Raw genomic sequence first — 15,017 nt, forward strand, 5'->3', positions numbered from 1 at the left:
GGGATCGAAAATCAACCGCCTCCCGTTCCCCTACTTTTGTTTCCGCACAATGGATATCCGCCCCGACAGTCACCACAAGGCCCGACCGTCGGAAATATAAGAACCACTAATTGCAGCTGCGCAATGGATTCGGAGCAGCCAATGAACACCGTTGATCCTGCCGCCTCAACATTCCCCACTTGCCCGCATTCCTTCCCCCGGGTAATGGTATCCCGCACATGCAATCGAAAACGGCGCTCATCACTGGCATCACCGGACAAGACGGCTCCTACCTTGCCGAATTTCTCCTCTCCCAAGACTATGAAGTTCACGGCCTCGTCCGACGCACCAGCATGATCGAACGCAGCCGACTCCAGCCGCTCTTCGACGACAAATCCCTCTACCGAAAACGGCTGCACCTCCACTACGCCGACCTCGACGACCCCACCACCATCCGGCGCGTCCTTACGAAAGTGCAACCCGGCGAAGTCTATCACCTCGCCGGTCAGAGCCACGTCGGCCTCAGCTTCGAGATCCCCGAAAGCACCTGCGAACTCACCGCCATGGGCACCCTGCGCCTGCTTGAGATGCTGCGCGACCTCCCCGCCCCGCCCCGCATCTTTCACGCCGCCTCCAGCGAAATTTTCGGCCATCCCCAGGACATGCCGCAGACGGAGCAAACCCCACTCAACCCCAGCAATCCCTACGCCTGCGCCAAGGCCTTCGCCGTCCACCTCGTCCGGGTCTACCGCGACTCCTTCAAACTCCACGCCGTCAACGGCATCCTCTACAACCACGAATCCCCGCGCCGCGGCGACGGCTTCGTCACCCGCAAAATCTGCCGCGCCGCCGCCCGCATCGCCGCCGGACTCGAAGACCACCTTAGCATGGGCGACATCTCCGGGCAGCGCGACTGGGGATACGCCCCCGACTACGTCAAGGGCATGTGGCTCTCCCTTCAACACGACACCGCCGAAGACTACATCTTCGCCACCGGCAAACTTCATTCCGTGCAAAACGTTCTCGAAGTCGCCTTCGCCCGTGTCGGTCTCGACTGGCAATCCTGCTATCGCCGCGACGAACGTTTCATCCGCCCGTCTGACCCCACCCGCCTCGTCGGCGATCCCTCCAAAGCCGAGACGGTCCTCGGCTGGCAACGCACGGTCAGCTTCGTGCAGATGATCGAAGAAATGGTCGACAGCGAAGTCAAGTTGATCAGCAGCAAAGAGTAAGCCGTTCCGCCACCCAGTTCTCACACTTTCACCTTCAAAGGATGGCGGCAGCTTCCACACACCTTTTCGCCTTCCAGGTCTCCCCCTCCCACGGGGCCACCACCATTCAGCCGGCCCATCCGCTGCCCAATAGCACCGCCTGGGTCTTCGACCACGAATGCCGCATCAACGGCTGGTTTCTCCCCGCCAACAGCGGCACCACCCACGGCCTGCGCGCCATCCAGTCAGGTCAAACCCACGTCGCCCAACGCAAACAACTGCGACCCGAAGTCTACTTTCAATATCCCGACCATCCCGAGTCCCTCAAAAGTGGCTTCCGCCTCACCCTGCCGCTCACCCTCGGCCGCAATCAAGTCACCCTCCAGTTCAAAACCGAAAGCGGTCAGTGGGAGAATTTCTGCACCCTCACCCTCTGGCTCCCTCCCTTCCCCAAACTCTTGCAGCAATTCCTGCCCCGTCAGGCTCAGTCCGGCTACGAAACCTGGTGCAACACCCAGGATCAAATCGAACAAACCCGCGCCACCGAAGTCCTCAAAACCCTCCCCCACTGGCCTGAAAAACCCCTCATCTCGCTCCTTCTCCCCGTCTACAACACCCCCGAAAAGTGGCTGCGCCGCGCCATCGAGTCCGTCACCCAACAGAGCTACCCCCACTGGGAACTCTGCATCGCCGACGACCACTCCACCGCCCCCCACATCCGACCCCTTCTCGAATCCCTCGCCGCCCGCGAACCCCGCATCAAACTCACCTTCCGCAGCGAAAACGGCCACATCTGCCACGCCTCCAACAGCGCCCTCGGCCTCTGCACCGGCAGCTTCACGGCCCTCCTCGATCACGACGACGAACTCCCTCCGCATGCCCTGCTACGCGTCGCCGAAGAAATTCTCTCCCACCCCGACGCCAATCTCATCTTCTCCGACGAAGACAAGATCGATACCCTCGGCATCCGCTCCGACCCCTTCTTCAAACCCGGTTGCAACCTCGAACTCCTGCTGTTCGAAAACTTCATCTGCCATCTCGGCGTCTATCGCACCAGCCTCATCCAAAACCTTGGCGGCTTCCGTCCCGGTTTCGAAGGCGCGCAGGACTGGGACCTCGCCCTCCGCGTCGTTGCCGCCGTCCCTCCCAACACCATCCATCACATTCCCCAGATTCTCTACCACTGGCGCACCCTCGAAACCTCCACCGCCGCTCAAAAAGACGCCAAACCCTACGCCCTCGAAGCCGGAGCCCGCGCCGTTCGCGACCACCTCCAAAACACCGCCCCCGGCGCCACCCTTGCCATCGATCCCAACGACCACACCCTGCGCGTCCACTGGCCCCTCCCATCTCCCACCCCCAAGGTCAGCATCATCATCCCCACCCGCGACCGCGTCGACCTTCTGCGCGTCGCCATCGACACCCTCGTCGCCAAAACCAGCTACGAGCACTACGAACTCATCATCGTCGATCACGCCTCCGACCAGCCCGAAACTTTTGCTTACTTCGACCTTCTCCGCCGCACCCTTCCCGCCCTGACCATCCTGCGTGTCGAGGGCGAATTCAACTGGTCACGCCTCAACAATCTCGGTGCCCAATCCGCCACCGGCGACCTTCTCCTCTTCCTCAACAACGACGTCGAAATCACTTCTTCCGACTGGCTCCACGAACTCGTCACCAACGTCAGCCGACCCGGCATCGGAGCCGTCGGAGCCCGACTCCTTTACCCCAACGGCACCCTGCAACACGCCGGCGTCGCCCTTAGACTCCATGGCATGGCCGGCCACCCCTTCGCCGCGCTCAAACCCGAGATCCGCACCATCGCCGGCACCCCTGCCGCCCCACGCGAAGTCACCGCCGTCACCGGAGCCTGCCTCATCGTCTCACGCGAAAACTTTGACCTCGCCCACGGATTCGACGAAGAACAGCTCCCCATCAGTTACAACGACGTCGACTTCTGCCTGCGCCTCCGCTCCCACGGCCTGCGCAATCTCTACGCCGCCAACGCTGTCCTCCTCCACCACGAATCCGCCTCCCGTCACACCCTCGAAAAAGAAAGCGTCCGCAAAGCCTCCGCCACCGTCGAAGCCCAGATCATCCTCGCCCGCTGGCCCAAAGAATTCACCCAAGACGCCTTCTACAACCCCAATCTGTCCCTCCTCACCACCCTCCCGACGCCAACGTCGGAACAATCCCTCAGTTTTTAGCCTTTATCCCTTATCCTTTATCCTTTCCAGATATGGTTCCCCTCCTCGACGTTAACGCCCAGAACCACCCCCTCGAAGCCGAATTTAACGCTGCCTTCCAGCGCGTGTTTAAAAGCGGCCAGTTCATCATGGGACCCGACATCGCCGTCCTCGAAAGCGAACTCGTCGCCCTCACCGGGGCCAAACACGCCCTCGGCATCTCCTCCGGCACCGACGCCATCCTGCTCGCCCTCATGGCCCTCGGCATTGGACCCGGCGATGAAGTCCTCGTTCCCACCTTCACCTTCTTCGCCACGGCTGGCTGCGTGTCCCGCACCGGAGCCACGCCCGTCTTCCTTGATGCCGACCCCGTCACCTTCAACCTCAATGTCGAAGACGCCCGCAGCAAAATCACCCCGCACACCAAGGCCATCATCCCCGTCCACCTCTTCGGCCAATGCGCCGACATGGACGCCGTCCTCGCCCTCGCCAAGGAACACTCCCTGCGCGTCATCGAAGACTCCGCCCAGTCTTTGGGTGCCGCCTATCAAGGCCACGGCAGCGGCAGTCTAGGCGACTTCGGTTGTTACAGCTTCTTCCCCTCCAAAAACCTCGGCGGATTCGGCGACGGCGGTGCCCTCGTCTGCAACGACGACACCCTGGCCGACCACGCCCGCATCCTTCGCAATCACGGCAGCAATCCCAAATACTACCACCATTTCGTCGGTGCCAACTTCCGCCTCGATTCCCTCCAGGCTGCCATGCTCAACGTCAAACTCCCCCATTACGCCGCCTACACCAGCGCCCGCCAGGCCAACGCCGCTTATTACCTCGAACACCTCCCACAAATTCCCGGCATCGTCCAGGCCGACCCCACCAACCCCCTCACCAGCGACATCCCGTCCGACCTCTCCATCATCCTCCCCTACGCCGCCCCGGGGAACACCCACATCTGGAACCAGTTCACCCTGCGCGTCCTCCACGGCAAACGCGACGCCCTGCGCGACCTTCTTCAATCCCAAAAAATCGGCTGCGAGATCTACTATCCCGTGACCATGGACCAGCAAAAGTGTTTCACCGACACCCCCGCCGCCTCCCGCCGCGGCTGCGAAGTCGCCCATCAACTCGCCAGCGAAGTCCTCAGCATCCCCATCTACCCCGAGCTCACCTCGACTCAAAAAGACGAAGTCATCGCCGCCATTGCGTCTTTTCTTCAAAAGTAGAAGGCTCGTCCCGAGCCTTGTGGAGGAACGACAGGCTCGAGCCGAGCCTGCTACTCTCCGCTCTTCATCGCTCCCGCCACCGCCTCCTCCACCATCTCCACCGTCACCCCCGTCATGCAATCGTAATGTCCAAACGGGCATTCCCGTTTAAAACACGGACTGCACGGCACATGATGCCGCACGATCACATGATGATCCCCGACCGGCCCCGTCAAGACCGGTTCGGTTGAACCAAAAATGCTCACCGTCTGCACCCCCATCGCCGCCGCCAGGTGCATGGTGCCCGTGTCATTCGTCACCAGCAACCGACACTGACGCAAGCACGCCACCAGCTCCTTCAAATTCGTCGTGCCAATCAAATTGTGATGCGTCACCCCGCTCATCAGTCCACTCAACTGCTCGCCCAAAGCCTTTTCCCCCGGGGCACCGAACAACAACCACTCCGTGTTCGGAACCCGCTCCGAAATCTTCGTCGCCACCGCCGCAAACCGCTCCGCCGGCCAGCGCTTCGCCTGCCCATATTCCGCCCCTGCACAAATCCCCAAAAAATGACCGCGCGGCACTGACCCGATATCCATCTCCGCATCCTCCCGGCTCGCCCCACACTGAATCGCCAGATCCAGATACTTATCCGCGTGATGTTTCGGCCGCGTCGCTTTCTTGTCTTCCTTCGCCACCTGATTCAACAATTTTGACCGCAACGATCCCCGATATCCCACCAGCCTTGGAATCCCCGCCCACCAAAATTCCAGCGTGCTGCGCGTCGAATTGGTAAACAAAATCGCCGCATCAAACGGCCCGCTCTGCCGAATCCGTCGCGCCACTTCGCGAATCCCCTGCTTCCCCTCTTTCGTAATCACCGCATCCACCTCCGGCAAACTCTGCCAGAGATCCGCCAGCTTCGCCGGACAAAAAATCGTCAGCCGCAAATCCGGTCGCCCCTTCTTCAACGCCCGCACCGCCGGGAACGTCATGCACGCATCGCCAAGCCAGTTCGGTGACCGAACCAGCAGATTGAACGGCTGCAAATGCAACGGATCATACCCCACCGGATACACCATCCCACGCCGATACTTCGTCAGCAAAAAGTCCGGCCTCGGCGTCTTCCAGCGATTGTGCACCCAAAACCAGTTGTGCGGTGCCCGACGCACCATCTTCTCCACCGCCAGATTCAGCGCTGCCGTGATCCCCTCCGCCGTCGGTTTCTTCTCGCGCGAATCCACCGGCGGAAAAAACACCAGTTTCCACCGACCCGGTCCATCATCATAGACGCCCAGCGGCACAATCGGGGTCCCACACCGAATCGACATCAGCGCCGCAATGCTCGAAGTCGACGCCAGCCGGTCAAAAAACGGACACCACACCCCCTTGTCCCCCGCATGCTGATCCACCAGCACCCCCAACGTGCCCTTCTCCTCCCGCAGCAATTTCATCGGTCCCGAAAAACCCTCGCTCCGATCAAACAACGTATACCCCAGCGACTCCCGACGCCGCTTCACATGCGCATTCAAAAACCGGTTGCCCAACGACTGATAAACACTCGCCGCCGGCCTCCCCTTGATCTTGAAAACCTCCGGCAACTGCGTCAGCAACTCCCAGCAACTCAAATGGCAAACCGCCACCAACAACGGCCTTCCCGCCTCCGCCTGGGCCAGCGCATGCTCATATCCCTCGATCGTCACCCGCTTGCGCACCTTCGCCGACGACATCAACGGAAGCTTCAACCCGCAAAGAAAATTCGCCCCGATGCTCTCAAAATGCCGACGCGCCATTTTCTGAATCCACACCTGATCCTGCTCCCGTCCAAACGCAATGCGCAAATTCGCCTCCGCCAGCCGACGATATTTCCCGAAAAACAGCCACGCCAACGTGCCGATGCCCTTCCCCAACGCATGACAAAGCCTCATCGGCACCAACGCCAAGCCAAGCTCCACCATCCGAAACAGTCCATAAATCATGAACTGCATCATCGTGTTGAGTGGACTGTCGCCCTTTTTGCCGCTGGCCATGGAGCGCTTAGTTTCCGCAGATGCCGACTCCGTGCAAATCTTCCCTTAACCCTCTTGCCCAAATTGTTTCACCAACAAGCTTCCCTTCTCACCCCGCTCTAACGTAAGATAGCGGTCGCAAAAAACGTATCTTCATTCGGTCCCTGCTCCCTTTATTCACGCCATGCGCCCCTTCGCGATCCATTCCGCGATGACCGCCTTGATCCTGCTCGCCACCTCGCTTCACGCGAAAGACACGGTCAGTTTCAACCGCGACATCCGTCCCATCCTTTCTGACACCTGCTTCCACTGTCACGGTTTCGACCAGGCCACCCGCGAAGGCGGACTTCGACTCGACCTCCGCGACGAAGCCCTCAAATCCGGCAAATCTGGTCTCACCGCCATCGTCCCCGGCCAGCCCAGCCAGAGTGAAATCATCGCGCGCATCTTCGCCGAAGACCCCTCCGACCTCATGCCTCCCAAAAAGGCCCACAAAACCCTCACCCCCGAACAAAAGGAACTCTTCCGTCGCTGGGTCGAACAAGGTGCCAAATACGAGGAACACTGGGCCTACACCCCCCTCGCCAAACCCGAACTCCCCGCCGTCGAAGACAGCAACGCGCAAAACCCTATCGACCGCTTCATCCAGGCCCGCCTCGCCCAGGACAAAATCGCCCCCTCTCCCCAAGCCTCCAAACGCGACCTCCTACGCCGACTCAGCCTCGACCTCACCGGCCTTCCGCCCTCCCCCGAGGAAATGCAAACCTATCTCGCCGATACCTCTCCCGAAGCCTACAACAAACAAATCGACCGCCTGCTAAAATCCCCCCACTACGGCGAACGCATGGCCGTGTGGTGGATGGACCTCGCCCGCTTCACCGACACCGTAGGTTACCACGGCGACCAAAATCACCGCATCTTTCCCTACCGCGATTACGTCATCAACGCTTTCAACCAGAACAAACCCTTCGACCAATTCACGATCGAACAACTTGCTGGCGACCTCCTCCCCAATCCCACCCAGGAACAGATCGTCGCCACCGGCTTCAACCGCCTCAACATGATGACCCGCGAAGGCGGTGCCCAACCCAAGGAATACCTCGCCAAATACGGCGCCGAACGCGCCCGCACCGTCGCCACCACCTGGCTCGGCTCCACCTTCGGCTGTGCCGAATGCCACGACCACAAATTCGACCCCATCTCCCAGCGCGACTTCTACGCCCTCCAGGCTTTCTTCGCTGACGTCAAACAATGGGGCGTTTATTCCGACTACAAATACTCCCCCGAACCCGAACTCAACGGCTTCAACAACGACTACCCTTTCCCTCCGGAAATCGAGGTTGAAAGCCCGTATCTCAAGCGCCACCTCGCCGAACTCAAAGCTGAGGCACTCAAGGTCACCCAACAATCCATCAGCGAAGTCAACGCCCAGCCCGAGGCCACTCAAGCATTCCAAACCTGGCGCGACCAGAGCCTCGCCTTCTTCAAAAAGCACCCAACCGGCTGGGAAACCCCCATGCCCGAAGTCAAATCCGTCAAACCCGCCATCAAAGGCAAACCTGCTGCGGATTTGCCCACCATCTCCGTCACCCAAAACGACGGCAGCGTGCTCTTCACGCCGGGCGAAGCCGATGACACCACCCTCACCCTCACTCCCGAAAGCGAATGGGTCAGCGCCCTCCGCATCGAACTCCTTCCCCTCAAAAGCTACGACGGCAGCCTGTTCCGCAACAAATCCAAATACAGCACCACCCTCACCGTTTCCGCGTCCCTCATCGGTGCCGACAACAAACCCAAATCCATCGAGTTCCACCACATTGATGCCGACAAAAAACAACCCCGCTACTCCAACGGCGCAGAAATCATCGGCATCAGCAGCGGTTGGCAAACCTCCATCAAGCACTGGGACCAGCCCCACACCGCCGTCGCGCTTCTCAAAAGCCCGGTCCGCCTGAAAAAAGGCGAACGCCTCAACGTCAAAATCGCCGCCAACCTCATCGGCCATCTACGCGTCTCCACCTCCCCGTTCATCACCCATCCACTTCTCGACGCTCAAGCCCGGCCCAACCTCCAGCTCGCTCTGGAGAAAAACCAGCCGTCCGATCCCACCGTCGCCGAAGCTTATCTCCTCAGCACCGCCTGGCATCCCCAGCACCATCAACGTCACCTCGCTCTTCACCATCAAACTCTCGAACTCCGTGACGGCAAAACCTGGACCATGGTCACCCAGTCCACCCCCAATCCCCTCACTGTGCGCATCCTCCCGCGCGGCAACTGGATGGACGAAACCGGTGCCATCACCCCGCCCGCCACACCCGAGTTCCTCCCCGCCGCTCTGGCCCTCAAGGACAAAAAGGACACCGACCGCGCCAGCCGTCTCGAACTCGCGCAATGGCTCTGTTCCGACGAAAACCCTCTCACCGCCCGCACCGTCACCAACCGCCTCTGGAAAGAATTCTTCGGCAACGGCCTCTCCTCCGTCATCGACGATCTCGGTGCCCAAGGAGAACCCCCCAGCCATCCCGAACTCCTCAACTGGCTTGCCGCCGACTTCCGCGACAACGATTGGAACCTCCAACATCTGATCCGCCTCATTGTCACCAGCAAAACTTATCAGCAAAAAAGCAGTCTCCGACCCGAACTCAAGGACCTTGATCCCAACAACCGCCTCCTCGCCTCGCAAAACCCGCGTCGACTCGAAGCCGAGTTCGTGCGCGACAACGCCCTACAAATCGCCGGCCTCCTCAACCTCGACGACATCGGCGGCCCCAGCGTCAAACCCTACCAGCCACCCGGCTACTACGAAAACATCCAGTTCCCCAGCCGCGACTACATCGCCGACACCGACCACCGCCAATGGCGTCGCGGCCTCTACATGCACTGGCAGCGCACCTTCCTGCACCCCATGCTCGCCAACTTCGACGCGCCATCGCGTGAAGAATGCACCGCCTTCCGACCCCAATCCAACACCCCGCAACAGGCCCTCACCCTCCTCAACGACCCCACCTTCGTCGAAGCCGCCCGCCTCTTTGCCACCCGCCTGCTGAACCTGAAACAACCCAATCTCGACGACGCCCAACGCCTCGACACCGCCTTCCAACTCGCCCTCGCACGACCTGTCGACGACGCCGAACGCTCCGGCCTCCTCAACCATCTCGAGACCCAGCGCACCCACTACCGCGCCAATCCCGAAGACGCCCAAAAACTCATCACCAAAGGCCTGAAACCTTCCGATCAAGCCCTTGACCCCATCGAACTCGCCGCCTGGACCAGCCTCACCCGCATCCTCCTCAACCTCCACGAGACCATCACAAGGTATTGAGAAATCTCTTTATCCTTTAGCCTTCATCCTTTCGCCTTTCCCATGGACCCCTCCGCCTTCGACCTTTCCGTCAAACGCCGCACCTTCCTCACCCAATCCGCCTACGGTCTCGGTGGTGTCGCGCTCGCCTCCCTGATGGACCCCAAGGCCTTCGGTGCCGCAGCCGATGCCCCCGCCGTCACCACCCCTCACTTCCCCATCCGCGCCAAACGTGTCATCCATCTCTGCATGGCCGGCGGCCCTTCCCATCTCGAAACCTTCGATTGGAAACCCGAGTTGGCAAAACTCGACGGCCAGCCCTTCCCTGAATCCTTCACCAAAGGCCAGCAGCTCGCCCAACTTCAGGGAGCCGAACTCAAAGCCCGCGGCCCCATCTCCCCCTTTAGCAAACACGGCCAAAGCGGCATCGAAATCAACGACATGTTTCCCTATTTGGCGACCGTTGCCGATGAGATGTGTGTCGTCCGCTCCATGCAAACCGAGCAGATCAACCACGACACCGCCCACGCCTTCATGAACAGCGGTTCCATCATCAAAGGCCGCCCCAGCATGGGCTCCTGGCTGCTTTATGGACTCGGTGCCGACACTGACAACCTCCCCGGATTCGTCGTCCTCACCTCGCAAGGCAAATCCGGACAGCAACCCATCTCCGCCCGCCAGTGGTCCAGCGGTTTCCTCCCCAGCAAATACCAGGGCATCATGTTCAACGCCAAAGGCGACGCCGTCCATTACCTCGGCAGTCCCGATGGCGTTTGCCAAAGCACCCAAAGACAAGTCATCGACGAAGTCCGCCGCCTCAACGAACACCTCGCCGGCCAGCGAGTCGATCCCGAAATCAACACCCGCATCGCTCAATACGAAATGGCCTTCCGCATGCAAACCAGCGTGCCCGAACTCACCGACATGGCCAGCGAACCCCAGCACATCCTCGACCTCTACGGCGTCAAACAACCCGGTGATGGCTCCTTCGCCAGCAACTGCCTCCTCGCCCGCCGACTCGCCGAACGCGGCACCCGCATGATCCAGCTCTACCATCGCGCCTGGGACCACCACGGCGGCATTAAAGAAAACATGCCCGAAGCCGCCCGCGACGTCGACCAAGCCAGCGCCGCCCTCATCAAAGACCTCAAACAGCGCGGTCTTCTCGACGACACCCTCATCCTCTGGGGCGGCGAATTCGGCCGCACCCCCATGGGCCAGGGCACCGGCCGCGACCACCACATCCTCGCCTTCAGCGTCTTCATGGCCGGCGGCGGCGTGAAACCCGGCACCGTCTGGGGATCCACCGACGAACTCGGCTACCGCGCCACCGACAACATCGTCCACGTCCACGACCTCCACGCCACCATGTTAGCCTTGATGGGCATCGACCACCACCGCATGACCGTCAAATTCCAAGGCCTCGACATGCGCCTCACCGGCGTCGGCGGCCACATCATCAAAGGCCTCATGGCCTGACGTGACACAGGCTTGCAGCCTGTGGGTGAGGCAGGCATGTTGCCTGCCCGGCCGGGAGCCTCCGTGCGGAGCGGTAACTGCGGCCTCCAGCATTATGCGTCTGTCTAGTCCGTGCCGTCACCAGGAAGGGTTGGGGCACGCATCCCACAATAGCTAAAGTGCAGAGTCGCGCCCCATCTCGACCGATCATTGCATCCCATGTGCTCTGCGATCTCTCGTGACAAAGACACTAGTTTTCAATCGGCATAAAATTCACCCGTGTAAATCCCGGAAACCTTGCCTTTTTCAAACTTGATCACCGCGCTTCGATACACCAGCTCGATTCCAGGTCCATACCTCATTACCTGCTTCTGCTCATCGATTCTAACCCGCTGTTCGCCAATTTCTTTGATCACCGTCTCCCACGGAGCTCCAACAACAACCCCCCTCTTCTCCAGCGCCGTAATGGCATTCTCCTCCGTCAAACCAGACAACACCGTCGCTGGCACCAACAAAGGAGCCGTGATCATAAACGCCGGCAGAATGTTCATGGGATCACGCCGTGAATCAGGCCGATCATCAAACGGCAATGCTTCTACTAACACCGCTTTGGCGGTCAATACTTTGAATGCCCTTGCTTCCGATTCTTCTCGAATCACCCTGTCCGAGCGCGTGCCATCTTGAATCGTCGTGTAGATCTGCAACCCGGGTTTAGCGACCAACTTCGCAAAGGTATTTCCCTCAAACAGCGCATAATATCCTCCCGTGTTGCCTTTTACCGAGGCAGACACACAGGTTACCGGCTTCCCCTGATAGGTGCATTTGAATTCGATGTTCCTAAGCTTGACCCGATCTCCAAGAACAACCTTCTCATTCTCATGCAGCACCTCACACCCGCTCATGACCAGCACACAACTCATCAGTAAAAAGACAGGAAAAACACGCAGGCATCGAGTCATTCCTGCCATCATGCCTGAAACAGCGGCGGCCTCCAGCAAATCCCGCTTCTCGATGTGAATCAATCCTAACCTTGCCCAGACTGTGAAACTGTGAGAACATGGTTCGGCCATGAAGAACATCACCGTCAGCATCGACGACGAGCTCTACCGGGCGGCTCGCATCAAGGCGGCAGAGCAGTCCACCTCCATCTCCGGCTTGTTCAAGACCTTCTTGATTCGCCTCACCAGCGACGAAACCGCCGAGACCGAATTTCAGCGCCTCGCCCGCGAGGAGCAGGAGCTTCGTGCCGAACTCCGCGCCCGCCGCCTTGGTCTCAACCCCGCCCACAACCTAAGCCGGACCGAACTTCACGACCGCGATGCGCTTCGTTGACACAAACATCCTCATCTACTCGCTCGATCTGGAGCCCGCCCAGCCCGGGAAGACCGCCATCGCCCAAGACATCCTGCGCCAGACCGACATCGCCCTTTCCGTGCAGGTGCTCCAGGAGTTCTATGTTCAAGCCACTCATCCCCGCAGACCCGAATCCTTGCCGCACGACCTCGCCGAGCGGCTCATTCAAAAGTGGCTGCGCTTCCGCATCCAGGAGAACACCGTCGCCGTCCTCCAATCCGCCCTCCGCCTGAAGCAGCGTTTCCAAACCTTCTACTGGGACGCCGCCATCCTTGCCGCCGCCAAAGCCGCCCGCTGCCATCAACTCCTCAGCGAAGACCTCAACCACGGCCAAGACTACGACGGCGTGGTGGTCGTGAATCCGTTTTTGTCTTCATAGTCCCAGCGCCAGTTCCGAACCCGGAGAAAGCGTCAGCAATGCGTCAGGAGTCAACGTCGGCGATTTCTATGATCCAAAGATTCATTCGAGGGTTCAAACAACCACACGACCGTAGCCAACTTGACAGCAAGCTGGCAAAATGGTAAAATGCGTCGTGAAAACGACCCTCGATTTGCCTGACGAACTGGTGCGGCGCATGAAAATTCGCGCCGTGCAGGAAGGGAGACCCCTCAAGCGGCTGGTGGCGGAACTCCTGAGTCGCAGCCTTAATGCCGCGGACGTCCCGGCTCCTGCCGCCGATGTCGCCGTGTTCGATCACATACTGCTCAACCACAGAGGATTCCCCGTCATCCGTTGCGGAGCGGATGCGCCCGCAAGCCGGATGACGGCAGCTGAATGCATGGCTCTGGAACAGCAAATTTTGCTGGAGGAGGACATGCAGCGTGCCAACATCCCTGTTTGATTCGAGTGCCTGGGTCGCCGCCGTGTTTCCCACCCACCCGTTTCATGCCCGCGCACAGGCAGCACTGGCAGCGGCGACAGCAGAAGAACCAGCGGTCTTTTGCCGGGCTACGCAGGTTAGTTTCCTGCGCCTGATCACCACACCGCAACTGCTGCGCCACTACGATGCGGCGCACATGACGAACCGCTCTGCTCTCACTCAACTCCAGATGTTACTCTCGCGCCCGGAGATTGCGGAAATCGAAGAACCACCCGGCACGGCCGCCTTGTGGCAGAAGTTGGCGATGCACGACACGGCCTCGCCCAAAGTTTGGATGGATGCCTACCTCGCGGCCTTCGCCATCAAAGGCGGCCTGCACTTCGTGACACTGGATGGTGATTTCAAGAGCTATCAACCGCACGGTCTCCAATTGGCATTGCTCAACCCCTGACCCCATATTTTCCAATCACGACGCGCCAAAACGGAGAATCTCGCATTCCGCCTGAAGCCGCTTCGTGCCGATTCACGGCGTAAGGATTTCCATGTCGGGAGCTACATGGACAAAGTGCGACGGATTCCGCGTCACGATCTGGGCGGCCTTTTTTCGGCGCGCAAAGGTGGCGTGCAGTGATTCGTAAATGCCTCCACCCATCACGCCTCTTCGGCGCGCCTCACCAATGGCTTTTTCATAATCTGCCAAGGACAGCGCCTCGACGGAGATGGCTTCCGCCAACCCGAAGATCAGTTGAGCAGCCGCCTCCACCGGAACCTTGTAAAACCCTGTGAGGGTGGCGAATGACTCGGCCAGCGCATGCGCATTGGTGAAGGGCTGTTCGACCTCCTCCAGCGCGGCGCGGCAAGCCTCGTGCTGTTCGTGGGAGGCCAGAACCGCTCCAACAAGTATGCCGGTATCGAGAAAGGTCATCTTGTGTAATGACGCGCTTGTTCGACCGCTTCCTCAATGGGCATGGCGGGGACTTCACCCGTCCAGACCTTGAGCTTTCCGCGCTTGACCACTTCGCCGGTCGTGCTGGCAGGAACTTCGATCAAGATCCGACCTGGCGAGACATGCGCCCTCAACGTCTGCATATTCGGGATGCCCGCCGCACGGCGCACGGCGCTGGTCAGCACCAGGCGATTGCTCTTATCCAGAGTGATTTCCGTTGTCATGCCACAAGTATGCCGTAATTATGGCACCAACTCAAGTTCGTCTACCGAAAGGAAAATGATTTTGGGAACTGGATGATGAGCAAGAAATGAATCGTGCCGCTCGGTTTCCAGAGCCCCCACGCCACCAAGCTGTCCTCAATGGGTGTCCACCACCCACATCAAAGGTCTGACGGCTGAGTGACACAGGCTTGCAGCCTGTGGGTGAGGCAGCCATTTTGGCTGCCGGGCCCGAAGCTGGGGACCACACGCATCTGCAAAGCGCAGCTCTGGGCATCCTGCTGAGAAGCCCGCAGCGTGCGTGTGTTCACATGAGTAACAAAACGCCCC

13 protein-coding genes are annotated in these 15,017 nt (G+C 60.0%); 9 read left to right on the forward strand and 4 right to left on the reverse strand.

Annotated elements, in window-relative coordinates:
* Positions 1-218 precede the first annotated feature (218 nt).
* Genes FEM03_RS00390 through FEM03_RS00400 form a run of 3 tightly spaced genes read left to right on the forward strand, consistent with a single transcriptional unit; the run spans position 219 to position 4,599 of the window.
* Complete coding sequence (locus FEM03_RS00390; RefSeq protein WP_138084192.1) at positions 219-1,211, forward strand: GDP-mannose 4,6-dehydratase; 993 nt, start codon at positions 219-221, stop codon at positions 1,209-1,211.
* 41 nt (positions 1,212-1,252) lie between these two features.
* Positions 1,253-3,397 (forward strand): glycosyltransferase family 2 protein, encoded by a 2,145-nt coding sequence (locus FEM03_RS00395; protein WP_138084193.1) that lies wholly within the window; start codon positions 1,253-1,255, stop codon positions 3,395-3,397.
* Between the two features lie 32 nt (positions 3,398-3,429).
* The gene (locus tag FEM03_RS00400; RefSeq protein ID WP_138084194.1) at positions 3,430-4,599 is read left to right on the forward strand and encodes a DegT/DnrJ/EryC1/StrS family aminotransferase; all 1,170 of its coding nucleotides are present in this window, start codon (positions 3,430-3,432) and stop codon (positions 4,597-4,599) included.
* A 50-nt stretch (positions 4,600-4,649) separates the two neighbouring features.
* On the opposite strand, the gene waaF is transcribed toward FEM03_RS00400, so the two are convergent.
* Positions 4,650-6,608, reverse strand: a complete 1,959-nt coding sequence (gene waaF, locus FEM03_RS00405; protein ID WP_138084195.1) for a lipopolysaccharide heptosyltransferase II — start codon at positions 6,606-6,608, stop codon at positions 4,650-4,652.
* A gap of 163 nt (positions 6,609-6,771) precedes the next feature.
* Here waaF and FEM03_RS00410 point away from each other — a divergent pair, with 163 nt between their 5' ends.
* Positions 6,772-9,909 (forward strand): PSD1 and planctomycete cytochrome C domain-containing protein, encoded by a 3,138-nt coding sequence (locus tag FEM03_RS00410; protein WP_240772624.1) that lies wholly within the window; start codon positions 6,772-6,774, stop codon positions 9,907-9,909.
* Positions 9,910-9,951: 42 nt separating this feature from the next.
* The gene (locus FEM03_RS00415) at positions 9,952-11,367 is read left to right on the forward strand and encodes a DUF1501 domain-containing protein (RefSeq protein ID WP_138084196.1); all 1,416 of its coding nucleotides are present in this window, start codon (positions 9,952-9,954) and stop codon (positions 11,365-11,367) included.
* Positions 11,368-11,603: 236 nt separating this feature from the next.
* On the opposite strand, the gene FEM03_RS00420 is transcribed toward FEM03_RS00415, so the two are convergent.
* On the reverse strand, positions 11,604-12,416 hold the full coding sequence (locus tag FEM03_RS00420; protein WP_138084197.1) for a hypothetical protein: 813 nt from the start codon (positions 12,414-12,416) through the stop codon (positions 11,604-11,606).
* Here FEM03_RS00420 and FEM03_RS00425 point away from each other — a divergent pair.
* The 4 genes from FEM03_RS00425 to FEM03_RS00440 all read left to right on the forward strand — a co-directional run bounded on the left by FEM03_RS00425 (position 12,415) and on the right by FEM03_RS00440 (position 13,971).
* Positions 12,415-12,678 (forward strand): hypothetical protein, encoded by a 264-nt coding sequence (locus FEM03_RS00425; protein WP_138084198.1) that lies wholly within the window; start codon positions 12,415-12,417, stop codon positions 12,676-12,678. The two genes, FEM03_RS00420 and FEM03_RS00425, sit on opposite strands and share 2 nt — an antisense overlap.
* Positions 12,665-13,078 carry a PIN domain-containing protein gene (locus FEM03_RS00430; RefSeq protein ID WP_138084199.1) on the forward strand — a complete coding sequence of 138 codons (414 nt, stop codon included), beginning with the start codon at positions 12,665-12,667 and terminating at the stop codon, positions 13,076-13,078. The genes FEM03_RS00425 and FEM03_RS00430 overlap by 14 nt, the downstream gene beginning before the upstream one ends.
* A gap of 154 nt (positions 13,079-13,232) precedes the next feature.
* Positions 13,233-13,541 carry a hypothetical protein gene (locus FEM03_RS00435; protein WP_138084200.1) on the forward strand — a complete coding sequence of 103 codons (309 nt, stop codon included), beginning with the start codon at positions 13,233-13,235 and terminating at the stop codon, positions 13,539-13,541.
* Complete coding sequence (locus FEM03_RS00440; RefSeq protein WP_138084201.1) at positions 13,522-13,971, forward strand: TA system VapC family ribonuclease toxin; 450 nt, start codon at positions 13,522-13,524, stop codon at positions 13,969-13,971. The genes FEM03_RS00435 and FEM03_RS00440 overlap by 20 nt, the downstream gene beginning before the upstream one ends.
* Before the next feature lie 72 nt (positions 13,972-14,043).
* Here the strand turns inward: FEM03_RS00440 and FEM03_RS00445 are convergent, their stop codons facing one another.
* Together FEM03_RS00445 and FEM03_RS00450 are read right to left on the reverse strand one after the other, a co-directional pair.
* Positions 14,044-14,445, reverse strand: coding sequence for a type II toxin-antitoxin system VapC family toxin (locus FEM03_RS00445; protein ID WP_138084202.1), 402 nt, complete (start codon positions 14,443-14,445; stop codon positions 14,044-14,046).
* Positions 14,442-14,690 carry a hypothetical protein gene (locus FEM03_RS00450; RefSeq protein WP_138084203.1) on the reverse strand — a complete coding sequence of 83 codons (249 nt, stop codon included), beginning with the start codon at positions 14,688-14,690 and terminating at the stop codon, positions 14,442-14,444. The genes FEM03_RS00445 and FEM03_RS00450 overlap by 4 nt, the downstream gene beginning before the upstream one ends.
* Between the last annotated feature and the right edge of the window lie 327 nt (positions 14,691-15,017).

This window comes from Phragmitibacter flavus, from assembly GCF_005780165.1.
Taxonomy (GTDB): Bacteria; Verrucomicrobiota; Verrucomicrobiia; order Verrucomicrobiales; family Verrucomicrobiaceae; genus Phragmitibacter; species Phragmitibacter flavus.